The 22,361-nt window shown below is 63.6% G+C and carries 19 protein-coding genes; 5 read left to right on the top strand and 14 right to left on the bottom strand.

Going from position 1 to position 22,361, the window contains the following annotated elements; all coding sequences use genetic code 11:
- Positions 1 to 22: 22 nt before the first annotated feature.
- Positions 23 to 1,078 carry a LysR substrate-binding domain-containing protein gene (locus tag AC07FD_RS33715; RefSeq protein WP_478353321.1) on the bottom strand — a complete coding sequence of 352 codons (1,056 nt, stop codon included), beginning with the start codon at positions 1,076 to 1,078 and terminating at the stop codon, positions 23 to 25.
- On the opposite strand from AC07FD_RS33715, the gene AC07FD_RS33720 reads away from it, so the two are divergent.
- Both AC07FD_RS33720 and AC07FD_RS33725 read left to right on the top strand, forming a co-directional pair.
- Entirely contained in the window at positions 1,037 to 3,112 is a 2,076-nt protein-coding gene (locus tag AC07FD_RS33720; RefSeq protein ID WP_478353322.1) for an oxidoreductase, read from the top strand. The two genes, AC07FD_RS33715 and AC07FD_RS33720, sit on opposite strands and share 42 nt — an antisense overlap.
- A 58-nt stretch (positions 3,113 to 3,170) precedes the next feature.
- Complete coding sequence (locus AC07FD_RS33725; RefSeq protein WP_478353323.1) at positions 3,171 to 3,647, top strand: Lrp/AsnC family transcriptional regulator; 477 nt, start codon at positions 3,171 to 3,173, stop codon at positions 3,645 to 3,647.
- 76 nt (positions 3,648 to 3,723) lie between these two features.
- On the opposite strand, the gene AC07FD_RS33730 is transcribed toward AC07FD_RS33725, so the two are convergent.
- The 7 genes from AC07FD_RS33730 to AC07FD_RS33760 form a co-directional block, all read right to left on the bottom strand.
- Positions 3,724 to 5,379, bottom strand: coding sequence for an ABC transporter ATP-binding protein (locus AC07FD_RS33730; protein WP_478353324.1), 1,656 nt, complete (start codon positions 5,377 to 5,379; stop codon positions 3,724 to 3,726).
- A complete protein-coding gene (locus AC07FD_RS33735) occupies positions 5,376 to 6,227 on the bottom strand; it encodes an ABC transporter permease (RefSeq protein ID WP_478353325.1) in 852 nt (283 codons plus the stop codon). Before AC07FD_RS33735 ends, AC07FD_RS33730 begins: the two co-directional genes overlap by 4 nt.
- Positions 6,224 to 7,174 (bottom strand): ABC transporter permease, encoded by a 951-nt coding sequence (locus AC07FD_RS33740; protein ID WP_478353326.1) that lies wholly within the window; start codon positions 7,172 to 7,174, stop codon positions 6,224 to 6,226. Before AC07FD_RS33740 ends, AC07FD_RS33735 begins: the two co-directional genes overlap by 4 nt.
- Positions 7,175 to 7,260: 86 nt before the next feature.
- Positions 7,261 to 8,871, bottom strand: a complete 1,611-nt coding sequence (locus tag AC07FD_RS33745) for an ABC transporter substrate-binding protein (protein WP_478353327.1) — start codon at positions 8,869 to 8,871, stop codon at positions 7,261 to 7,263.
- A gap of 64 nt (positions 8,872 to 8,935) precedes the next feature.
- Positions 8,936 to 9,628 (bottom strand): HAD-IA family hydrolase, encoded by a 693-nt coding sequence (locus AC07FD_RS33750; RefSeq protein ID WP_478353338.1) that lies wholly within the window; start codon positions 9,626 to 9,628, stop codon positions 8,936 to 8,938.
- Between the two features lie 266 nt (positions 9,629 to 9,894).
- The gene (locus tag AC07FD_RS33755; protein WP_478353328.1) at positions 9,895 to 11,268 is read right to left on the bottom strand and encodes an aminotransferase class III-fold pyridoxal phosphate-dependent enzyme; all 1,374 of its coding nucleotides are present in this window, start codon (positions 11,266 to 11,268) and stop codon (positions 9,895 to 9,897) included.
- 13 nt (positions 11,269 to 11,281) lie between these two features.
- Positions 11,282 to 12,121 carry a GNAT family N-acetyltransferase gene (locus AC07FD_RS33760; RefSeq protein WP_478353329.1) on the bottom strand — a complete coding sequence of 280 codons (840 nt, stop codon included), beginning with the start codon at positions 12,119 to 12,121 and terminating at the stop codon, positions 11,282 to 11,284.
- A gap of 319 nt (positions 12,122 to 12,440) precedes the next feature.
- On the opposite strand from AC07FD_RS33760, the gene AC07FD_RS33765 reads away from it, so the two are divergent.
- Positions 12,441 to 13,109, top strand: coding sequence for a haloacid dehalogenase type II (locus AC07FD_RS33765; RefSeq protein ID WP_478353330.1), 669 nt, complete (start codon positions 12,441 to 12,443; stop codon positions 13,107 to 13,109).
- Between the two features lie 16 nt (positions 13,110 to 13,125).
- Positions 13,126 to 14,400: an NAD(P)/FAD-dependent oxidoreductase gene (locus AC07FD_RS33770; protein ID WP_478353331.1), complete on the top strand. Its 1,275-nt coding sequence runs from the start codon at positions 13,126 to 13,128 to the stop codon at positions 14,398 to 14,400.
- A 91-nt stretch (positions 14,401 to 14,491) separates the two neighbouring features.
- Here AC07FD_RS33770 and AC07FD_RS33775 read toward each other — a convergent pair whose 3' ends face one another.
- The 6 genes from AC07FD_RS33775 to argE all read right to left on the bottom strand — a co-directional run bounded on the left by AC07FD_RS33775 (position 14,492) and on the right by argE (position 21,072).
- Complete coding sequence (locus AC07FD_RS33775) at positions 14,492 to 15,952, bottom strand: NAD-dependent succinate-semialdehyde dehydrogenase (protein ID WP_478353332.1); 1,461 nt, start codon at positions 15,950 to 15,952, stop codon at positions 14,492 to 14,494.
- 17 nt (positions 15,953 to 15,969) lie between these two features.
- Positions 15,970 to 17,013, bottom strand: coding sequence for a tartrate dehydrogenase (locus tag AC07FD_RS33780; RefSeq protein ID WP_478353333.1), 1,044 nt, complete (start codon positions 17,011 to 17,013; stop codon positions 15,970 to 15,972).
- A 10-nt stretch (positions 17,014 to 17,023) separates the two neighbouring features.
- Positions 17,024 to 18,487, bottom strand: a complete 1,464-nt coding sequence (locus AC07FD_RS33785) for an aldehyde dehydrogenase family protein (RefSeq protein ID WP_478353334.1) — start codon at positions 18,485 to 18,487, stop codon at positions 17,024 to 17,026.
- 147 nt (positions 18,488 to 18,634) lie between these two features.
- Positions 18,635 to 18,988, bottom strand: a complete 354-nt coding sequence (locus AC07FD_RS33790; RefSeq protein ID WP_478353339.1) for a cupin domain-containing protein — start codon at positions 18,986 to 18,988, stop codon at positions 18,635 to 18,637.
- A 23-nt stretch (positions 18,989 to 19,011) separates the two neighbouring features.
- Entirely contained in the window at positions 19,012 to 19,935 is a 924-nt protein-coding gene (locus AC07FD_RS33795; protein WP_478353335.1) for a 2-hydroxyacid dehydrogenase, read from the bottom strand.
- Positions 19,936 to 19,947: 12 nt separating this feature from the next.
- Positions 19,948 to 21,072 carry an acetylornithine deacetylase gene (gene argE, locus AC07FD_RS33800; RefSeq protein ID WP_478353336.1) on the bottom strand — a complete coding sequence of 375 codons (1,125 nt, stop codon included), beginning with the start codon at positions 21,070 to 21,072 and terminating at the stop codon, positions 19,948 to 19,950.
- Positions 21,073 to 21,319: 247 nt separating this feature from the next.
- Between argE and AC07FD_RS33805 the strand changes: the two genes are divergently transcribed.
- Positions 21,320 to 22,219 carry a GNAT family N-acetyltransferase gene (locus AC07FD_RS33805; RefSeq protein ID WP_478353337.1) on the top strand — a complete coding sequence of 300 codons (900 nt, stop codon included), beginning with the start codon at positions 21,320 to 21,322 and terminating at the stop codon, positions 22,217 to 22,219.
- The last annotated feature ends 142 nt before the right edge of the window (positions 22,220 to 22,361 follow it).

Here is a 22,361-nt window from a genome sequence, read left to right on the forward strand (position 1 = left end):
TGCGCTTGTCGCCTGCAGCCCGCTACAAGGTGTCCGGCCGCAATATCGGGTGCAGCGCTTTCAATTCGGCTTGCATCTCGGCGATCATCCACGCGCGGATGTCGGAGACGACAGGCCGTACCGGCCTTGAGCGCGGTGCAATCAGCTGATGGATCCGCCCTGTCTTGATCTGCCTGTCCGAGGCCGGGACAAGGGTTCCCTGAAGCAACGCCCTTGAAACGTTGCTGAGCCAGCCGAGCGCCACGCCTTCCCCGTTCATCGCGGCTTGAAGCACGACCGCGTAGTCCGAGAATTCGAGCCACTTTGCCCTGCTGGTCTTGCGGTCCGCCACACTGCCCCATGCGTCCAGCCACTGCTCCCTGGCGTCGGTCAGGTGAAGCAGGACATGACCTTGCCCGGTTCCGGCATGGATCAATCGACCGTGGGCCGACAAATAGGATGGGCTGCATACCGGAACGATGATTTCCGGCGAGAATGCCCAGTGGTGATAGTGGGTGTCGTCATCCGCCAGGATTCTCGTGGCAAGGTCGACATTCTCGGCTGGTCCTCGCAGAACGCCCGCGATCAGTTCGAACCTCAGGTCGACGTCAGGAAACCTCGTGTTGAATGCTCCTAACCTGGGAACGAACCAATAGGTTGCCAGAGAACTCGAAAGTGAAAGGGTCACCACCGGCTTTGCAGCGCTGTTCTGCTTGATCCTCCGGATCACCTCCGCGATGCCGTCAAATCCCTCCCGCACAGCCGAATAGAGGGCACGTCCTTCTGCAGTCGGGGCCAATCCCGTTGGACTCCGCGTGAAAAGAGGAACACCGAAATCGGCCTCGAGCTGCGCAATGCTGCGGCTGATCGATGGTTGCGTGACGTTGAACTCGCGCGCCGCGGCCGTGAAGCTACCCGACCGGACAGCAGCTTCGAAGACAAGCAGTCCGCGCGCGGAGGGAACGAGTTTAGCAAAGCCAGCCATACGTCCAGCGTATAGCGACCCCAACAATTTACAAGCTTTCCGCGATCCCGGAAATGGCCAAGTATAACCGTCATGAATGGGGCGGAGCAGAACGTGAAGGTAGCGGGATCTCAAGCAGGCAGCACATCCAGCGATCCTCTGCTTCAGCCGTTTCGGCTCAAGGGTCTGACGCTGCGCAACCGTGTTGTGAGCACCAGCCATGCCTCGATGCTGGACGATGGCGGCCTGCCGCTCGAGCGCTACCAGCGCTACCATGAGGAGAAAGCGCATGGCGGCCTGGCGATGACCATGGTGGGCGGCTCGGCCATGACCTCGCCCGACTCGAGCTGGGGCGGGGGTCAGTTGGACCTCTCGACCGACCGCATCGTGCCTCATCTCCAGTCGCTGTCGCAGCGAGTGCATCGCCGCGGCGCTGCGGTCATGTGCCAGGTCTCACACCTTGGCCGGCGTGCCACCGCCTATGCCGGGAACTGGCTGCCGCCCGTGGCGCCGTCACGCGTTCGCGAGACGCGAAACCGGAATTTTCCGAAGGAGATGGACACCACGGACATCGACAGGATCATCAAGGACTACGCCAGTGCTGCCAGGCGCTGCCTGGACGGCGGTCTGGATGGCGTCGAAACCGTCACCGGCGGCCATCTGATTGGTCAATTCCTCTCGCTCAGAACCAACAGACGCACGGATGGCTTCGGCGGTTCACTCGAAAACCGCGCGCGCTTCGGTCTGACGGTTCACGAGGCGATCCGCCGCGCGGTGGGCGACGATTTCGCCGTCGGCATCCGGTTCGTGATCGACGAGGCGGTCGAGGACGGGTCGGATTTCGAGGAATGCCTTGCCTTCGCCAGGTTGTTCGAGCGGGAAGGTCATCTCGACTTCTTCAACTGTATCTTTGGCCGCATGGACACCGACCTATCGCTGGCTGAGCAGAACATGCCCGGCATGTTCAGCCAGAGCGCGCCGTTTCTGCCGTTGGTCGGGCTATTCAAACGGGAAACCAGGTTGCCCGTGATTCACGCCGCAGGCATCAGGGACATAGCGACTGCGCGGCATGCTATCCGCGAGAACCTCGTCGACCTGGTCGGCATGACCCGGGCGCATATTGCCGACCCCCATATCGTCAACAAGGTGATGCGCGGCGAGGAAGAACGCATTCGCCCATGTGTCGGCGCGTCCTACTGCCTGTACAAGAAGGTGCAGTGCATTCACAACCCGGCCAGCGGCCATGAAACGATCATCAGCCATACCATCGTGCCGGCTGAAACGCTGAAACGTGTGGTCGTGGTCGGCGGTGGTCCGGGCGGGATGGAAGCGGCAAGGGTCGCCGCCGAGCGCGGACACAGAGTGAGCCTGCTCGAAGCCGGGGCGCGACTTGGTGGGCAGGTGCTCGTCGCGGCCTCGGCGTCCGATCGCAAGGATCTCATCGGCATAGTCGACTGGCGTACCGACGAGCTCGCTCGCCTGGGCGTGGAAGTCCATCTCAACACCTATGCGGACGCGGAAATCGTCCTTGCCGAGCAACCGGACACGGTGATCATCGCCACCGGTGGCGTTCCCGATATGGAACGGCTGGAAGGCGCTGAGCATTGCGACAGCGTCTGGGATGTCCTGACCGGGGTCGTGCCGGCGAAGGACGACGTGCTCATCTACGATGAGACTGGACGCCAGGCGGCAGTCTCCTGCGCCCTGCATCTTGCACGTCCGGGGCGCGTGGTCAGCCTGGCCATGGCGGACGACACGCTGGCGGTCGAGACGCCCTATCCGGACCGGGTGAGTTTCCGCAAACGCGCCTCGGAACGCGGCATCCGCGTCGTCAGCGATGTGCGCCTGGTCAAGGCAGCGCGCCAGGGCAACGGGATCGCCGCCACGTTCCGGCATGAACTCACCGGTGCGGAAACGGAAATGACCGCGGCCCAACTCATTGTCGAGCGCGGTACGGTACCCATGGAGGATGCCTATCAGGAATTGCGGGGCCGCTCCGTCAACAACGGCGTCACCGACATAGCACTCATGACCGGAACGGTATCGAAAGGGGACGATGGTCCCCAGGCTGCTGGTTCATTCGTCCTGCACCGCATTGGAGACGCAGTCGCCAGCAGGGACATCTATTCGTCGATCTATGAGGCCTACCGGCTCTGCTCGCAATTGTAGACAGGGTGAAAGCCGGCTGGGGCAGGCTGATTTGCCCTGACAGGAAGCACGTTAGCCAATGAAGCTCGATCGAATTGACATCAAGATTCTGTACGAGCTGCAGAAGAACGGCCGCATCGCAAATGTAGAGCTGGCGGAATTGGTCGATCTCTCCCCCAGCCCATGTCTGATGCGGGTGAAGAAGCTGCAGGCCGAAGGCTATATCGTGCGTTATTCGGCGCAGATAGACATCGCCAAGCTGGGACGGACGCTCACCGTCTTCACTGAAATTACGCTAAAGAACCATCGTCAGATCGACTTCGCGCGTTTCCTTGCCGCCGTGGATAAAGTTGAGGCGACCGTCGAATGCCACCGCGTTTCCGCCCGCTACGACTATCTCTTGAAATTCGTCACGGGTGGGATTGCCGAATATCAGGCGATCGTGGAGCGGCTCACCGACATGGATATCGGCATCGACAAGTGTTTCAGCTTCGTGGTGCTGAAGTCTCCCATCGTCAAGGCGCATATGCCGTTGCCCAGCCTGTTTCCAAGGTGAGGCTCTGCCGCCTATAGTTTTTGCTCTGATGCCTGTCCTTGCCCCAGAACCGCTGCACACTTCTGGGCGACATACATCAGCGGTGACCGTACCGGCTGACCAGCTCGGGGTCACGGACGAGGCCATCGAGCCACGTCGGATCGAGCTTCGGCACGGAGGAGAACAGAAGCTTCGAATAGGGGTGGGTGGGCGCCTTCAGTCTGTCGGGCGTGATCTGCTCCACCCGCTCGCCATTGTACATGACCATGATTTCGTCGCAGATCGCTTCGACGACGGAGAGGTCGTGGCTGATGAAAATGTAGGAAAGGCCCAACTCGCGCTGCAGCTCCTTGAGCAGTTCGATCACGGCGGCCGCCACCACCGTGTCGAGCGCCGAGGTGATTTCGTCGCAGATGATGAGCTTGGGTCCGGCCGCCAGAGCGCGCGCGAAGTTCACGCGCTGCTTCTGGCCGCCCGAGAGCTCCGACGGGCGACGGTAGCGCAGCGTCCTGGGCAGTCGAACCATGTCGAGCAGTTCGTCGACGCGCTTCGAGCGCGCCTGCCGGTCGAGCCCGTGATAGAAGGCCAGCGGCCGGGAGATGATGTCCTCCACAGGCTTGGCCGGATTGAGTGCGGTATCGGCATACTGGAACACGATCTGCATCTCGCGCAGTTGGTCCTGGCTGCGTTTGCCTGCGGCGCGCTCCAGTTGCCTGCCGTCGAAAACGATGTCGCCGGCCGACGCCGGATGGATGCCGGCGATGACGCGCGCCAGCGTCGATTTTCCGCAGCCGGATTCGCCGATGACGCCAAGATTGCGCCCCTTCTCGACGAAGAGGCTGACGGAATTGACAGCGCGAATAAGCGGCACTCCGTCGGCCCGTACCGAGCCATAGCCGGCGGTCACATTGTCTATACGCAACAACGGCTTCGTGCCGGCGTCCGCGTCCGCATGTGCTTGCCGCGGTTTCGGCTCGAAGGCAGCCAGCAGTTCGCGCGTGTAGGGGTGCTGGGCAGCCGAAAGAATCTGGGCAGTGGTGCCGGCCTCCTGCACTTCGCCGCCCTTCAGCACAACGATGCGATCGGCGATCTGGGCGACGACCGCGAGGTCGTGGGAAACGTACACACCCGCTATCCCACCGGCACGCATGACCGACTTGAATGCCTTCAGCACGTCGATCTGCGTCGTCACGTCGAGTGCCGTCGTCGGCTCGTCGAAGATCATCAGCTTGGGATCGCCGATCAGCGCCATCGCCGCCGACAGCCGCTGCAACTGCCCACCTGAAACCTGGTGCGGATAACGGGCGCCGATCCCTTCCGGGTCCGGCAGCGACAACGCCCGGAACAGCTCGACCGCGCGCTTTCGCGCCTGCTCGGGCGGCATCAGCCCGTGGATGCGCGTAACCTCGATCACCTGCTCCATGATGGTGGACGAAGGGTTGAAGGAGGCGGCGGCACTTTGCGGAACATAGGCGATGTCGGTGCCGCGCAATTTGGCGCGCTGCTTTTCGGTAAGCGCGGCCATGTTCTTGCCGTTTACATTGATCTCGCCGCCGGTGATCCGGCAGCCAGGCCGCGCATAGCCCATCAGCGAGAGCGCGATCGTCGTCTTGCCGGAGCCGCTCTCGCCGATCAGGGCAACGATCTCGCCGTCGGCGATATCGAGGCTGACGCCCCTGATGATCTCGACAATACGACCGGCGTCGGTCGTCGCCTCGATCCTCAGGTTCCTGACCTCGACGAGATTGGTCATGCGTCCCTGTCCCTGATCTTCTGCGGCAGGTTGTCGATCAGCAGGTTGACGCTGATGGTGAGGCTGGCGATCGCCAGCGAGGGAACGATGACAGCGGGAGCCGCGAAGGGCAGGCCGCCTATGTTCTCGCGCACCAGCGCGCCCCAGTCGGCGAGCGGCGGCTGCAGGCCGAGCCCGAGGAAGGACAGGCCCGAAAGCAAGAGCACGATGAAGACGAAGCGCAGTCCGAAGTCGGCCAGCACCGGGCGCATGATATTGGGCAGGATCTCTGACCCGATGAGATAGGCGGTGCTTTCGCCGCGGACGCGAGCGACGGTCATGAAGTCCATGGTGTTGATGTTGACGGCGAGCGCCCGCGCGAAGCGGTAGGCGCCCGGTATGTAGATGACGGCGAGCGTCAGGATCAGCGCCGGGATCGACGAGCCGACCGCGGCAACGACCACAAGGCCGAACAGCTTGCTGGGGATGGAGTTCATAGCGTCCAGGAAGCGGCTGAGGCAGGTGTCGAGCCAGCCGCCGGTGACGGCCGCGATCATCCCCAGCACAACGCCAGAAAAGCAGGCGATACAGACGGCGGCGAGCGATATGCCGACGGTGTAGCGCGCACCCATCAGCACCCGCGAGAGCATGTCGCGCCCCAGATAGTCCGAGCCGAGCCATAGGCCCTGTCGCATCGGGCCGAAATAATCGTCGTCGACGATGTCGCCGATCGAATGGGGAATGATGGTGGGCGCGAAGATGGCGATCAGCGTCCACGCCAGGATGACCAGCGAGGCGACGACGCCCACGAGATTGTAGCTGTGGCCCAGGAAGGACCGTCGGGAAGCTGCCACGCGGGCCATCGTCATCTGAGCCTCGGGTTGGACATGATGGCGATGATGTCGGCGATCGTGATGAGCAGGAGGTAGCCGAGGCAGAAGATCATCGCGCAGCTCTGGATCAGCGGCAGGTCGCGGGTCGCGACCGCATCGACCATCAGCTTGGCGATGCCGGGATAATTGAAGATCGTCTCCACGATGATGACGCCGCCGACCAGATAGGACAGCGACAGCGCAACCGCGTTGACGATCGGCCCGAGCGCATTGGGAAGTGCGTGCTTGAGCACCATGCGGCCACGTGAGGCGCCTTTGAGCAGCGCCATCTCGACATAAGGCGTGGACAGCGTTTCGATCACCGCGGCGCGGGTCATGCGGATCATCTGAGCCGAGATGACGAAGGTCAGCGTGATCACCGGCATGGCATAGATGCGCACGAGGTCGGTCAGCGTATGCGCCTCATTGACCGAGGACAGTGCCGGCAGCCATTTGAGATAAACGGCGAAAAGCAGGACCGCGAGGGTCGCGACCATGAATTCCGGCACCGAGATGACGCCGATCGCAAGAATGGTGACGGTGCGGTCGTAGAGGGAGCCGCGCAACATTGCGGCGGTGATGCCGAGCGTCAGCGCCAGGGGCACCGAGAGCAGCGTGGTGATTCCGGCGAGTTCCATGGTGTTGACGAAGCGCCCGCCGATCAGCGCCGCGACCGGCATCTCGTTGGCATAGGAAGTGCCGAGATCGCCGTGGAGCAGGCCGAGAAGCCAGCGCAGGAAGCGCAGGATTGCCGGATCGTTGAGATGCATGGCCTCGCGCAGGCCGGCGACCGCCTCCGGGGTAGCCGCCTGGCCAAGCAGGATCGACGCGGTGTCGCCGGGCAGCATGCTGGTGGCGAAAAAAACGGCGAACAGGACGATCATAAGCGTGACTACCGCGATCGCCAGTCGCTTCAGCACGAGGTTTAGAACCCCAGACGTCATTGAAGCGCTCCTGCGGTTGCGTTCGGCCAAGCCATGTCGCGCAATAGGTGCCAGGGACCGGCTGTCCGGTCCCTGGCAGGCGCCTCTCAGGCTTCGAGCCAGAGATATTCCGCCATTGCGTAGCCCATCATGCCACCGAGCGGGTTCGCCTCCAAACCCTTCACCTTGCTGGAGAGGGCATCCACGTTGGAAATGTAGGCCGGGATGATGGTGCCGGCCTCCTCGGAGACCATGGCCTGCATCTGGCCGTAGATTTCCTTGCGCTTGGCCTGGTCGAGCGAGCCGCGCGCCTCGATCATCAGCTTGTCGAACTTCTCCGACTTGTACTGGCTTTCGTTCCAGGGCGCGTTGGAGGCGTAGAGGAGCGAGAACAGGATGTCCGGCGTCGGGCGTGGATTGATGTTGCCGAAATGGATCGGCGCCTTGAGCCAGTAATTGTCCCAGTAGCCGTCGGACGGCACGCGCTGGACGTCGAGCTTCATGCCGATATCGGCGCCGGCGGCCTGGATGATGACGGCCATGTCGATCGACGAGGTCGCGGCATCGGAGGCGACCACGGGGATGGACTGACCGAGCAGGCCCGACTTCTGGAAGTGGAACTTCGCCTTGTCCGGGTCGAAGGCCTTCGGCTTGAGGTCGGCATTGTGGAAGATGTTCGCCGGCGAGACAGGCTGGTCGTTGCCGATTTCGCCGAGGCCGCGCAATGCCGATTTGACGATCTGCTCGCGGTTGACGAGGTATTTCATGCCAGCGACGAAGTCGGCCTTATTGCCCGGATCCATGTCGAGCCGGATGTTGAGGTCCGTATAGTTGCCCGAGGTGGTCTTCGACAGTTCGAAGCCCTGCTGGCCGCCGATGAGCTTCATCGCGCGCGGATTGATCGAGGCGGCGAAGTTGACGTCACCGGAAAGCAGGGCGTTCACGCGGGCGCTGTCGTCGCTGATGGCGATGAATTCGAACGAATCCAGGTAGGGCTTGCCGGATTTCCAGTAGTTCTTGTTCTTGGTGACGACCGACCGCACGCCCGGTTCGAACGTTTGCAGCACGAAGGCGCCGGTGCCATTGCCCTTGGAGAAGTCGGTGGTGCCATCCGCGACGATCATGAAGTGGTGCAGCGCCATGATGGTCGGAAGGTCGGCATTCGGATCGGCGAGCGTGATTTCAACGGTCGACTTGTCGACCGCCTTGAAGCCGGTCATCTGCGCGGCGATCTTGGCGACCTTGGAACCGACCGCGGGATCGAGATGGCGCTTCATCGAGAAGACGACGTCGTCGGCCGTGAGGTCCTTGCCATCGTGGAAGGTGACGCCCTTGCGCAGCTTGACCGTCCAGGTCTTGGCGTCCTTGGTGTCGAAGCTTTCGGCCAGCTCCATCTGCGTGACGCCATCCTTGTCGAGGAAAGTCAGGCGGTTGTAGAGCGAGCAGCAGCGGACATAGTCGGTCGACAGCGACGCCTTGGCCGGGTCGAGCGTGTCGGCGGTCGAGGACGACCAGCCGGCGGCCTTGAAACTCCCGCCGGAAACCGGCGTGGCGGCGACGGCATTGGTGGCGCGGCCAAGCACCACGCTGCCCGCGGCAACCGCGGCGCCGCCGGCCAGCAGCATCTTGAGGAGTTCGCGGCGGCTTGCGCCCCGCCGAATGGCATTCTCGACCATGGCATCGTCTGCGCTGGTCCAGTTCGTGATTTTGTCGGTCATATCATTCCCCTTTCTGTTTGTTTTTCCGGGTTGCTCGTCTTGCTGCGGCTTTCCGGGCTTGGGCTCAGGTTCGTTGCTTCAGGCTTTCCCGCACGGCGGCGGCAAGGGCCGCCATTGACGTGAAGTGGTAGTCAGGCGCGGTGAAACGCTCGGGCTCGATCGTGCCGCCGTAACCCTTCTGGGCATACCGGCGCTCGATCCAGCAATTGGTCATGCCAAGCGCCCGGGATATGCCGATGTCGTGGTACTGGCTTTGCGCCACGTGGAGGATGTCGTCCTTGCTGTCGCCCCGGGAGGCCACGAAATCGAAAACCTTCTGGAAGAAGGCCGGGTCCGGTTTCTCCGTGCCAGTATCATCGGCCGTAAAGGTGGCGAAGAAGGGCGAACCGAGCTGCTTCTCGAAATGATCGAGCGCCCAGCGCCGGGCATTGGTCATGGCGATCAATCTGCGCGACTTCGCAAGGTCCGCCAATGCCGCCGCGCTGTCAGCAAAGCCTTGCCAGACACTGGCGGAGTCCCGCAGGCGCACACCGTATTTCTCCTCGGAAGGGAGGCCGAGACGCGGCGCGATGACCGTGTAGACACGCACGAGATCGTCGGGAAACAGGCTCGCATCGGGCATGTAGCGGGCCTGCCGGTAAAGGGCCAGCGCCTCCTCGCCATCGATCGAAACGCCGGCCTCGGCGGCAATTCCCGCCAGGCAGGTCGTGATCCCGCCTTCGAAGTCGATCAGCGTGCCGACCACATCGAAGGTCATGTATTTGAATTCGCTAAAGCCCCTGGCCAAGATGGGTCTCCTCTGCATGCGGCCGAATTGCACGTGTTGAACAGAACAAAATTCCGTGCTGTCCGGGGCGTCGGCCTTTTTCGAAGGCCCGGAAATCCGGGCGTTCTGGCCTTGTCTTCTCAGCAGTCTGGCACTTCCCCCGCGCTGGATTCGCCGAAAAGGCGTGAGGGGGCGGCACAAAATTGCGAAATCGTCTGCCCCGGCGATATTTCGAGACGCGACATATTTCGCCGCTATCATGCCAGGACCTGGCGGACGTCTGGATCGTCCAGCGTCTGGTCGAGCGTCCGGCGCGTGCGCTCGATGATCGCATCGATGTCGGCATCGCTGCAGCAGAGCGGCGGTGCATAGCCGATAACGCCATGCGCAAAGGCACGGATGATGAGGCCATTGTCCCACGCCCTGTCGAAGACGCGCCGCGCCGGCATGGCCGACGCCGGAAGCGGCGTCTTCTTCTGTTTGTCGACCACCAGTTCGATCGCGGCAAGCATGCCGCGTCCGCGCACGTCGCCGACGAGGGGGTGGTCGCTCAGGCTTGCCAGTCCTGCCATCAGGCGGGCGCCGGCCTTGATGCCATTCTCCAGAAGGCCGTCTTCGTAGAGCTTCAGCACCTCGAGCGCGACGGCGGCGCTGACGGGATGGGCGGAATAGGTGTAGCCGTGACCGACGGCCGAGGCGCCCGCGCCATCGGCGATGACGTCGTAGACATGATCGGCCATGAACACGGCGCCCATGGGAACATAGCCCGAGGTCAGACCCTTCGCCGTCGTCATGAAATCGGGAACGATGTCCTCATCGGTGCAGGCGAACAAAGGCCCCGTGCGGCCGAAACCGGTGATCACCTCATCGGCGATGAACAGGATGCCGTACTCCCGGCAGAGTTCGCGTATCGCCTTGATCCAGCCTTTCGGTGGAACGATGACGCCACCCGAGCCCTGGATCGGCTCGGCATAGAAGGCGGCGACCCGCTCCGGCCCGATCTCCTCGATCTTGGCCTTCAGCGCGGCGAGCGATGCGGCGATGATCGCGTTGCCGTCCTCGCCGACCGGGTTGCGGTAGGGATAGGGGGAGGGGATCTTGTGCTGCCATTCAAAAGGAATGCCGAAACCGGCGTGAAAGGCGGGCAGGGCGGTCAGGCCGGCGCCGACCACCGACGAGCCGTGATAACCCTGCTCGATGGAAATGAACTGATCGCGTTTCGGCTCGCCCCTGGCATTCCAGTAGTAGCGGACGAACCGGATCGTGCTGTCGACCGCGTCCGACCCCCCAAGGGTGAAAAAGACGTGGTTGAGGTCGCCTGGCGCGCGCTCGGCCAGTTCCGAGGCGAGGCGGATGGCCGGCTCCGAGCCGAGGTCGAAATAGGCGGTGGCGTAGGGAAGCTCTCGCATCTGCCTGGCCGCTGCCTCGACGATGCTGTCGTGGCCGTAGCCGGCATTGACACACCACAGCCCCGCGAAACCGTCGAGAAGCTGCCGGCCGGACGCATCGGTCACGGTCGCGCCCTTCGCCGATTTCAACACGCGCACGCCGTGCGCCTCATGACCACGGTATGAAGAGACCGGGTGGATGAGATGGGCGCGATCGAGTTCGATCAGGGAATTGGCGAGCATTGTTGTTCTCCGACTATCCCAGCGCCTGGTTGGCGAGGGCGTAAACTTTTGGCCTGGCCTGTCGCGCGACCGTCTTGGGCGGACGGTCCATGGCTACGCCGCCGCCGACATGGGTGAGGCCGATTTCCTCGAGCCAACCGGCGATGCCGGTTCCGCTGCCGGTATCCACGCGCAGGAAGGCGCCGGCGCGCGGCGCGGCGAAGAAGCCGATCATGGCCTTCGCCTCGTCGATGCTTCCCGCGATGACCGGGCCAATCACCTCGCCGCGTCCGAACGGCCGGATCGCGGCATAGGCCTCGATGGCGCCGTCGCGGCGGATGACGGCGAATTGGCCGCGCTCGGCCAGCGCATCGATTAGAGCTTCGCGGTCGGCGCCATAGGCGTCGCGGTCCAGCGCCTTGATTTCAGGCAGATCGCCGATGCTTGCGGCCTCTACGCCATCGGGTTCGCCAAGCTCCGTAACTTTGCCTTGATGCTGCAGAATGGTGCCGGAGGGCACGAACCCCAGTTTCTCATAGAGAGGCATGCCGTCCGCCGTCGCGACGAGCCGCAGCGGACGGTCCCCGGCCAAGGCGAAGGCCTGATCCATAAGCTGGCGCCCAAGCCCCTTGCCGCGCACGTTCCTGTCCACGATCACCATGTTGATCATGGCGCAATCCGCGCCGTAGGGCGTTACCAGGATGGTTCCGGTGACGCGACCCTGATCGTCGAGCGCGACCGCACCGCTCGACAGTTGCAGCGCCATCTGCCAGTCCTGCGGGCGATGTGGCCAATTCTCCTGGCGAGAAAGCACTACGGCTCCCTCGATATGGTCGGGCCCGAAGGCCCGGAGTTCGATGTCGCCCTGCGGCATGAGGCATCCTTCCGTCTGACGACAAGTTTCGACCATCGGCGTGCCGCAGATCATCTGAAGGCTTTGGCTTGGACAGTATCTTTCGCCGTAGCGCGACGGGTGTGCCGCATCTTGTGCTGGCGTCGTCCGCGGCGGGGGCGCCTCACGCCGGGCGCGGCGCCGCAATCGGCACGCCAGATGCTACAGCGTGCCAAAGCAGATGGCGGATACGGAACTTTCTGCTTTAGGAAGGCCTATTTCGGTCAGGTGGGTCGCCGCCTGCCGTCCTATGATGAAATACATCCCAGCGCGGATGTGCTTCCACCGGAGATCGACGGACATGGCTTCCTTCAGGCCCAAATACATCACCTTCGACTGCTACGGCACGTTGACCTTTTTCCAGATGGCGGAAGCGGCGCGCGACCTCTACGGCAGCCGGCTCGACGAGCCGCGCATGCAGGAGTTCATCAAGAATTTCGCGGCGTACCGGCTGGACGAGATCCTGGGCGACTGGAAGCCTTATGCCGACGTCGTCCACAATGCGCTCGAGCGCGCTTGCAAGCGCAACGGTGTCGCCTTCAGCCCGGACGACGCCAGGATGGTCTATGAGCGCGTGCCGACATGGGGACCTCACGCCGACGTCCCGGCGGGCCTGGCGAAGGTCGCCAAGGAAATTCCGCTGGTCATCCTGTCCAACGCGATGAACGCGCAGATCATGTCCAATGTCGAAAAGCTCGGTGCGCCGTTCCATGCCGTCTACACGGCCGAGCAGGCGCAGGCTTACAAGCCGCGCTTCCAGGCCTTCGAATACATGTTCGACAGGCTGGGCTGCGGCCCGGATGACGTTCTTCACTGCTCGTCCTCTTTCCGCTACGACCTGATGTCGGCACACGATCTCGGCATCAAGAACAAGGTCTGGGTCAATCGCGGCCACGAACCGGCCAACCCGTATTACGGCTATGTCGAGATATCGGACATTTCGGGTCTTGCAGGCGTAGTCGGTCTCTGAAACAGGCGGATTGCCAATGAAGTTCGTCTCCTACTGGCACGACACGGCCCCTGTCTTTTCCGGCGGGGCGCAAGGCCCGGTCGAGGGGCACTACGATGCCGCCGTCATCGGCGGCGGCTTCACTGGTCTCGCCGCCGCGCGCCAATTGGCGAAGGCCGGCGCCAAGGTGGCCGTGCTGGAGGCGGAGCGTGTGGGCTGGGGCGCATCCGGGCGCAATGGCGGACACCTCAACAACGGCCTCGCCCACAGCTACCTCTCCGCCAAGGCGGAGCTCGGTAAGGACCGCGCAATCGCCCTCTACCGGGCGCTGGACGACTCCGTCGACACCATAGAGGCGCTGATCGCGGAGGAAGGCATCGACTGCAATTTCCGCCGCGCCGGCAAGCTGAAGCTCGCCTCCAAGCCGCAGCATTTTGCATCAATCGCCCGCAATTTCGAAGCCCTTCACGCCGAGGTGGACCCGGATACGGCGCTGCTGTCGGCGGCGGATCTCAAGTCCGAGATCGGCTCACCTTTCCATGGCGCGATGCTGTCGAAGAAGAGCGCAATGATGCATATGGGCCGCTATGTGGCGGGTCTCGCCACTTCGGCCGCCCGCCACGGCGCCGTGATCCACGAGAACGCTACGGTGACCGACCGCAAGCAGGCCGGCAACAGGCATGAGCTGACAACCTCCCGCGGGCGGATCAGCGCCGACAATGTGCTGGTAGCGACCGGCGCTTACACGACGCCGAATTTCGACTATTTCCGCCGCAGGATCATCTCCGTCGGCAGCTTCATAATCGCCACAAGGCCGTTGAGCGGCGCCGAGATCGCCGCGACCATGCCAGGCAACCGGACATGCGTAACCTCGATGAACATCGGCAACTACTTCCGGCTCTCGCCGGACAGGCGCCTGATCTTCGGCGGTCGCGCACGCTTCTCGGCGACATCGGACCAGCGCTCCGACGCCAGGAGCGGACAGATCTTGCAGGCGGGCCTCGCGGCAATCTTCCCGCAACTCCCCAAGGTCGAGATCGACTATTGCTGGGGCGGGCTGGTCGACATGACCAAGGACCGTTTTCCGCGGGCCGGCTACCATGATGGAGTCTGGTACGCGATTGGCTATTCAGGCCACGGCGCGCAGCTTTCCACCCATCTCGGCATGATCCTGGCCGATGCCATGCTCGGCCGCGAAGATCGCAATCCGATGAAGGGGCTCGAGTGGCCGTCCATTCCTGGTTATTCCGGCAAACCCTGGTTCCTGCCGATGGTCGGCCTCTACTACAAGGCGCTCGACCGGGTGAGGTAGGCAGTAGGCAGTAGGCAGTAGGCAGTAGGCAGTAGGCAGTAGGCAGTAGGCAGTAGGCAGTAGGCAGTATCTCCCAATTCCCTACTGCCTATTACATACTGCCTATTCCCATGTGGAAGCTCTTCAGCTCGAGATATTCCTCGATGCCGGCCTGCGCGCCCTCTCGCCCGAGGCCGGACAGCTTGACGCCGCCGAAGGGGGCGACCTCGATCGAGACCGAGCCGGTGTTGAGACCCACCATGCCGAACTCCAGCGCCTCGCCGACGCGCCAGGCGCGTTTCAGGTTTTCGGTGTAGAAGTAGGAAGCAAGCCCGTAGGGCGTGCCGTTGGCCAGCGTGATCGCTTCTTCTTCCGTCTCGAACCGGAAAAGCGGCGCGACCGGGCCGAACGTTTCCTCACCGGCGAGCTGCATGTCCTTTGTCGCGCCGGTCAGCACCAGCGGCGCGACATATTGAGGGCCGTCCGGCAATGCCGGCCTCTCGGTGATAATCGTTGCACCTTTGGCGAGTGCGTCCTCGACATGGCGGTTTATCTTCTCGACCGCTGCCATGTTGATCATCGGCCCGATGGCGACGCCGGGCTGCGTGCCGGGGCCAACCGTCATGGCGTTGACGCGGGCGGAAAGCTTGGCGGCGAAGGTCTCATAGACCCCGGCCTGGACGAGGATGCGGTTGGCGCAGACGCAGGTCTGGCCGCCATTGCGGAATTTTGACACCAGCGCACCCTCGATGGCGAGGTCGAGATCGGCGTCGTCGAAGACGATGAAGGGCGCGTTGCCGCCGAGTTCAAGGCTCAAGCGTTTCACGCTGTCGGCGGCCCCGCGCATCAGCAGCGAACCGACCCGTGTCGAGCCGGTGAAGGAGATCTTGCGGACGGCCTCGTTCGCCATGATCTCGTTGCCGATCTCCGTGGGCATGCCGGTGACAATGTTGATGACGCCGGCGGGAATGCCGGCGCGCTCGGCAAGCACGCCGAGCGCCAGCGCCGAATAGGGCGTGAACTCGGACGGCTTGATCACCACCGTGCAGCCGGCAGCCAATGCCGGCGCGACCTTGCGAGTGATCATCGCATTGGGAAAATTCCACGGCGTGATGATGCCGCAGACGCCCACCGGTTCCTTCAGCACGATGATGCGCCGGTCTGGCGTCGGCGAGGGGATGGTGTGGCCGTTGATGCGACGGGCCTCCTCCGCGAACCATTTGACGAAGGACGCGCCGTAGCGGATCTCGCCTTTGGCCTCGTCCAGCGGCTTGCCCTGTTCCGTCGTCAGGATCAGTGCGAGATCGTCCAGATGCGCAAGCATCAGGCCATGCCAGGCCTCCAGGAGGCCGGCCCGCTCGGCGTTGGTCTTTTTCTTCCAGTCACCATAGGCGGACGCCGCGGCCTTTATGGCCGCGCGGGTCTCCGGACCGGCCATATCAGGCACCGTGCCCATCGCCGCCTGGGTCGCCGGATCTACGACGTCGACCGTCCTGCCGGAACCGGCAGCAACCCATTCACCGCCGATCAGGCCGGCTTCGCGGAAGAGGTTTTTGTCTTTCAGGTTTTTCATCGAAAACGACCTTGCAATCAGGTGAGCGCCGCAACGACCGCGGCCGTGATGGCCTCAGTCCGGTCCTTGCCGGCAATGGTGCCTATGCCTCTGGCGGTTGCGGCTTCGACCGCCTTCATGACGAGACCGGCCGCAGCTTTTTCGCCGAGATGATCGAGCATCATGGCACCGGACCAGATGGCGGCGATCGGATTGGCGATGCCGAGATGCGCGATGTCGGGCGCCGAGCCGTGCACCGGCTCGAACATCGACGGCGCCGAGCGGCCGGGATTGATGTTGGCGGAGGCGGCGTAGCCAAGCCCGCCCTGGATCGCCGCGCCGATGTCGGTGAGGATGTCGCCGAACAGGTTGGAAGCGACGACCACGTCGAGGCTCTCCGGCGCCATGATCATGCGCGCGGCAAGCGCATCGACATGATAGCTGGTGACGGCGACGTCAGAGTACTCCGCGGCCAGCGTTCGCGTGATCTCGTCCCAGAACACCATCGAGTATTTCTGCGCGTTGGACTTGGTGACGGATGCAAGCTTGCCGCGCCGTGTCCGCGCCTGCTCGAAGCCGAAGCGCAGGATGCGTTCAACGCCGGCGCGGGTGAAGATCGAGGTCTCCACGGCGACCTCGTCCAGCGTGCCTTGATGCACGCGCCCGCCGGCGCCCGAATATTCGCCTTCGGTATTCTCACGGATGCACAATATGTCGAAACCTTCCGCCCGCAGCGGCCCTGTCACGCCCGGCAGCAGGCGGTGCGGCCGGATGTTGGCATATTGCACGAATGCCTGGCGGATCGGCAGCAGCAGGCCGTGCAGCGAGACGGAATCAGGTACCTCCGACGGCCAGCCGACGGCGCCGAGAAGGATGGCGTCAAAGCCGCGCAAGGTCTCGATGCCGTCCTCCGGCATCATGCGGCCGGTATCCTTGTAGAATTTGCAGGACCAGGGGAACTCGGTTCCGGTCAAGGCAAAACCCGTGTGTCTGGCCGCGGTCTCCAGCACGGACCAGACGGCGGCGGTCACATCGCTTCCGATGCCGTCACCGGGGATCAGGGCGATCGAATAGGATTTCATCGGTATCCTTCTAGAGGCTGATCAGGACGCTCTTGGTCCTGCGGTTGGCGAGATAGGCCTCGCGGCCGAGATCCTTGCCGATGCCGGAGCGCTTGTAGCCGCCGGTCGGCAGGATATGGTCGCGTGAGCGGCTGTAGCGATTGACCCAGACAGTGCCCGCTTCGAGCTTGCGCGCGAAGCGGATGGTGCGGGAAAGGTCGGAGGTGAACAGGCCGGAAGCCAGTCCATAGGTTGGATGGGTGGACAGCGCCAGCGCCTCGTCCTCGGTCTCAAAGGTCTGGACTGTCAGGACCGGGCCGAAGATTTCCTCGACGATCGCCGGATTGGCCTGGTCGACATCAGCTATCAGCGTTGGCTGGTAGAAATAGCCGGGGCTGTCCATGACGCCGCCGCGGGTCAAGCATTCGCCGCCGGCCCCGATCGCGGCCCGCACGATGCCGTCGATACGCGCCCGCTGCCGTTCCGAGATGATTGGCGAATATTGGGTCGCGTCGTCCCAGGTAGGGCCTGGCCGCACCATCTTCATCCGTTGCAGGATAGCGGCCGTCAGCCTGTCGGCCACGCTCCTCTCGACGATCAGGCGCGTGCCGGCGACACAGGCCTGGCCGGCGTTGAAGGTGACGCTGCCGGCGATCGCTGTCGCCGCCTTGTCGATATCGGCATCCGCAAAGACGATCTGCGGGCTCTTGCCGCCGAGTTCCAGCGTCATCGGCTTGACGCCGGTGCGAGCGACGTTTTCCATGATGGCCGAGCCGGCGCGGGTCGAGCCGGTGAAGGAGACCTTGGCAATCTCGGGATGGCCGGTTAGCGCCGTGCCGGTCGTCGGACCGTCTCCCAGCACGACGTTTATTAGCCCTGCGGGCAGGCCCGCCCTAACGGCGAGCTGCGCCATATAGACTGCCGAAAAGGGCGTCATTTCCGACGGCTTCAGCACGACCGCATTGCCCGCGGCCAGTGCCGGGCCAAGCTTCCACCCGGCCATCGAGATCGGAAAATTCCAGGGCGTGATCGCGCCGACCACGCCATAGGGCTCGCTCATGATCATGCCGAGGCTGGCATCGTCGGTCGGTACGAGCTCGCTGCCCTCCTTGTCGGCGAATTCGGCAAAGAAGCGGATCTGCTCGGCGGTTATGGCGATGTCGCCGGCAACGAGCTGGCCGACAGGTCGGGTGGAGCACAGAGCCTCGATCCTGGCCAGCGTTTCGGCTTCCGCCTCGATTAGGTCGGCCCAGGCCTGGAGCGTCCTGGTGCGCTCGCGCGGCCGAACGGAGCCCCAGTTGCTGGCCTTCAGTGCCGCCTTGGCGCTTTCCACGGCGCGGCCGACCATATCGACGCGGGCCACCGGGCAAGCGGTATATGCCTTGCCGTCCGACGGTCGGTGCATCTCGATCGCACCTTCGGCCGCGACCAGTTTGCCGCCGATGAAATGGCCGCCGGGAAGGGAGACGGTATCCGGGTCGAAGCTCAAGCCCATGGCACCCACTCTGGAATATTCTGCGGGAGCCTAGCGCGGGCAGCAGCGCAGCATGCACCGTTCGGCGATCGGTCGCGGATGATTGTTGTGTGCCGGCGATGACAGACGGCAAAATCTGTTGCCGAGGCCGGCGCCTCCGCGCTCCCGTTACCCTACGGTTACGTAGATCTTGCGTACCGTTTCGATGGTTTTCCAAATCCCGGTGAAGCCAGGTTTCATCACGAAGCTGTCGCCGGCACGGTAGATCACAGGCTTGCCGCCGTCGGGCGTGATTTCGATCACGCCCGAGAGGATGTGGCAGAACTCGAAAGTGTCGCCCTTGATTGAGCGCGTTTCCCCAGGCGTCGCCTCCCAGACGCCGGTACGGACGAGGTCGTCCTTGGCGACGTCCTGCGCCCAGGTCTTGAAGGCGGGGTTGCCGGCAATCAGCCGTTCAGGCAGCGCCCCGGATTCGCGCGGCTGGAAGGCAGGGCTGGCATCGACGGTCTTGAGCAGGGACAAGGGATGGCCTTTCATGTTGAATTTCAATAGCCGCGCGACCGGTCGACGAGCCCGATGGGGTCAAGACCGGCGCGGTAGCGCCTGATGTTTTCGACAACAGCCTGTGCGGCCGTCGCGGGCTGGGTGACGCTGGCGACATGCGGGGTCAGGATAATCTTCGGATGCGACCAGAACCGATGGCCCGCAGGCAGTGGCTCAGGATCGGTGACGTCGATCATCGCCGCCGAAAGATGGCCGCCGTCGAGCGCGGCGACAAGCGCTTCATGGTCGAGCTGTGGCCCCCGTCCCGTGTGGACCAGCGCCGCCCCTTCAGGCAGTTTCGCAAACAGGCCGGCATCGAGCAAACCACGCGTCTCCTCGGTCAGCGGCAGCAGGCAGATCAATATGTCGCTGACGGCGAGCATATCCTTCAGTCCGAGTTCGCCATGATGACAGGTCACGCCCCCGATCTGCCGGGGCGAGCGGCTCCATCCGGCGAGCGGGAAGCCGAAGGGCTTCAGGCGGTCGAGGACGGCTTGGCCAAGCTGTCCGAGGCCGAGCACGCCGACCCGGCGCGATCCGGCCTGCGGCTGCGCGATATCGGCCCATCCGCCGGCGCGCTGCTGCGCCAGATATCCAGGCAGGTTGCGATGCAGCGCGAGCACGGCTAGCGTCACATATTCCTGTATCATGCGCGCGATGCCTTCCTCGACCATGCGCACGATCTTCACGTTCGCAGGCACAGCATCGAGGTGAAACTGGTCAACGCCGGCGCCGATCGAAAACAGGATTTCCAGGTTCCTGTAGCGGCCGAGATTATCCGGCACGGTCCAGCTGATCAGGTAACGCACGGCGTCGGGGTCGACCGCTGCGGCATCCATCATGAAACGAACGTCCGGCAGTTCTCTCGCGAATGCCTCAGCGAAGATGGCCCCGCGGCGCGCATCGGAATTGAACAGGAATGTCATTCCGGCTCCCCGTCACGTCGCGCAACGGGCGCCCAGCGCCTCGATCAATCGTTGGCAGGCGGCGAGTTCGCTGGTGAAAATGTACTCATCCGGCTTGTGAGCGCGGTCGATGTCGCCAGGGCCGCAAATGATCGCATCGAAACCTGCGGCCTGGTAAAGCCCGGCCTCCGTACCGTAGCTGACGGCGGCAAGCGGCGCCTGGCCGGTCAAGGCGTGCAGCAGTCCCGCAAGTGGCGCGTCTGGCGGCAGCGACATCGCCGGATAGGCGCTCATCGGTGTCCATTCGATGCGAAAGCCATGGGCCGCAAGGGCCTCTGCTCGCGCCCTTACAGGCGCCAGCAGGCTGGCCGGGTCGACGCCGGGTATGGCGCGCGCCTCGAGGTCCAGCGTGCAGGTGTCCGGGATGATGTTGACCTGATGTCCGCCAGACACCACGCCCGCTTGCAGCGAGGAGTAGGGCGGCTCGAAGGCAGGGTCGAACGGACCGTGCGTCAGCCGCTCGGCCTCGGTCACGGCCGCGCTCAGCGCATCGGCCATGGCATGGATGGCGTTGAGCCCAAGATCGGGTCGGGAGGAATGGCCGGAGCGCCCGTTGATGATCACGCGGGCGGCCGCCTTGCCCTTGTGGCCGCGCACGGCGCGCATGCCGCTCGGCTCGCCGACGATGACGCCGAGCGGCTTCGCGCAAAGCTCGGGAAGGCGGGCGATCAAATGCGGCACGCCGCGGCATCCCACCTCCTCGTCATAGGAGAAGGCGAGATGGATCGGCCTGGCAAGGCGCAGTCCCGCCAAGCCAGGCACCGCCGCGAGCACCGCGGCAAGAAACCCTTTCATGTCCGTGGTGCCGCGTCCATAGAGCCTTTCGCCCTCCTTGCGCAGCGCGAAAGGGCTTGAACTCCATTGCGGTTCACCGGCGGGGACGACGTCCATGTGGCCGGACAGAATGTAGCCAGGGACGTCGGCGGGGCCGATCGTCGCGAACAGATTGGACCGGTCGCCTTCTGGCCCTCGAAGCAGGGCAACCTGCGTTTCGTGTTTTGCGAGATAGGCCTCGATCCAACCGGCGATATCGCCGTTCGGCTTGCCGGCGACCGATGGGAAGGCGACAAGACGGTCGAGGATGTCGAAGACGTCCATTCCAGCCCTCAAAGCATTTCGGGTTTGGCATTTCGGGTTTGCCGGGATCGATGTCGGCGGCTACTCGATTTCGGCAGAGGATGTGCGCGTTCTTTCGCGATTGCGTGCCGAAAGCGGAAGTGTTTCAGTTGAATCTAGCGTTGCCGCGTGGCTTTCGAGCAAATCGTACCGGTCTGCTTGTTTAGCGTTGGCAGCGGGAAGGTAGCCAGCGACGCGTCGCCTTCTAGTGCGATAATCTTTCAGGGGCATGGAATTGAAGCCGTCCGGAAGCTTGAAAATCGATACCTTCTCGATGCGGATTGGCGACATCGAAGGCGTTGAGCTGGACCGCTTGCACGCACTCTCGCTCTCCGTGGGATGGCCGCATCGCGCTGAAGACTGGCAATTCCTGCGGCAGTCGGGACACGGGTTCGTGGCGCTCGATGAGATCGGCCGGGTTCTTGGTTCGGCCATGTGGTTCGCGCATAGTACCGATTTCGCGACCGTGGGCATGGTGATCACCTCGCCGCGACTTCAGACGCTGGGGGCGGGGCAATGGCTGATGAAGCGGGTTTTCGAGAACGTCGTCGGCTGCGATCTGCGTCTCAATGCAACGCGCGCGGCAAGGCGGCTCTATCTCTCGCTCGACTTCCAGCCGGAGAAGACCGTCTATCAATGCCAGGGCATCGCCCGCCTGGAGACGACAGATGGCCCGACGGACATGCGCCATGTCAGGACCTTGGACCCAGGTGATATTCCCGCAGCGATCGCGCTCGACGCGGCAGGATTTGGCGTGAGGCGGGCGGCGCTCATCGAAAGGCTTTTCGCAAACTCGGCCGGCTGTGGTCTTTTCAAGGATGGTAGGCTGAGCGCATTCGCGCTCTGCCGGCCATTCGGGAGGGGCCACGTCGTGGGGCCGGTCGTGGCGGAAAGCGACGCCGATGCCGTGGCGATCGTCCGGCCGCACGTCCATGACCATTTAGGGTCATTCCTGCGGATCGACACCCACATGGACACTGGCGAGTTCGCCACCTTTCTGTCGCACGCTGGAATGCCAGTCTTCGACACGGTGCTGACCATGTCGCTGGGCAAACGCCTAACCGATTTTGCCGTCGGCGGTGCGACCAGACCGAAGAGCTATGCCCTGGCAAGCCAAACTCTCGGGTAGGTTGTTATTCGACTTTGGACCGGTTTTAGCCCTTGCAATTTGAACGTCCAACCATGGACATCTCGCGCCAGAACCCGCCATTCCCCTGACGTGAAGATCCTATGGGGATGGAAGGCGACCAGCGCTCTGCCAGAGTGAAGTC

This window comes from Mesorhizobium waitakense, from assembly GCF_056431085.1.

Excerpts from the sequence above, each read along its gene's own strand:
- AC07FD_RS33720 (WP_478353322.1), top strand. The coding sequence starts at position 1,037 with ATGAATGGGGCGGAGCAGAACGTGAAGGTAGCGGGATCTCAAGCAGGC.
- AC07FD_RS33725 (WP_478353323.1), top strand. The coding sequence starts at position 3,171 with ATGAAGCTCGATCGAATTGACATCAAGATTCTGTACGAGCTGCAGAAG.
- AC07FD_RS33730 (WP_478353324.1), bottom strand. The coding sequence starts at position 5,379 with ATGACCAATCTCGTCGAGGTCAGGAACCTGAGGATCGAGGCGACGACC.
- AC07FD_RS33735 (WP_478353325.1), bottom strand. The coding sequence starts at position 6,227 with ATGACGATGGCCCGCGTGGCAGCTTCCCGACGGTCCTTCCTGGGCCAC.
- AC07FD_RS33740 (WP_478353326.1), bottom strand. The coding sequence starts at position 7,174 with ATGACGTCTGGGGTTCTAAACCTCGTGCTGAAGCGACTGGCGATCGCG.
- AC07FD_RS33745 (WP_478353327.1), bottom strand. The coding sequence starts at position 8,871 with ATGACCGACAAAATCACGAACTGGACCAGCGCAGACGATGCCATGGTC.
- AC07FD_RS33750 (WP_478353338.1), bottom strand. The coding sequence starts at position 9,628 with ATGACCTTCGATGTGGTCGGCACGCTGATCGACTTCGAAGGCGGGATC.
- AC07FD_RS33755 (WP_478353328.1), bottom strand. The coding sequence starts at position 11,268 with ATGCTCGCCAATTCCCTGATCGAACTCGATCGCGCCCATCTCATCCAC.
- AC07FD_RS33760 (WP_478353329.1), bottom strand. The coding sequence starts at position 12,121 with ATGCCGCAGGGCGACATCGAACTCCGGGCCTTCGGGCCCGACCATATC.
- AC07FD_RS33765 (WP_478353330.1), top strand. The coding sequence starts at position 12,441 with ATGGCTTCCTTCAGGCCCAAATACATCACCTTCGACTGCTACGGCACG.
- AC07FD_RS33770 (WP_478353331.1), top strand. The coding sequence starts at position 13,126 with ATGAAGTTCGTCTCCTACTGGCACGACACGGCCCCTGTCTTTTCCGGC.
- AC07FD_RS33775 (WP_478353332.1), bottom strand. The coding sequence starts at position 15,952 with ATGAAAAACCTGAAAGACAAAAACCTCTTCCGCGAAGCCGGCCTGATC.
- AC07FD_RS33780 (WP_478353333.1), bottom strand. The coding sequence starts at position 17,013 with ATGAAATCCTATTCGATCGCCCTGATCCCCGGTGACGGCATCGGAAGC.
- AC07FD_RS33785 (WP_478353334.1), bottom strand. The coding sequence starts at position 18,487 with ATGGGCTTGAGCTTCGACCCGGATACCGTCTCCCTTCCCGGCGGCCAT.
- AC07FD_RS33795 (WP_478353335.1), bottom strand. The coding sequence starts at position 19,935 with ATGACATTCCTGTTCAATTCCGATGCGCGCCGCGGGGCCATCTTCGCT.
- argE (WP_478353336.1), bottom strand. The coding sequence starts at position 21,072 with ATGGACGTCTTCGACATCCTCGACCGTCTTGTCGCCTTCCCATCGGTC.
- AC07FD_RS33805 (WP_478353337.1), top strand. The coding sequence starts at position 21,320 with ATGGAATTGAAGCCGTCCGGAAGCTTGAAAATCGATACCTTCTCGATG.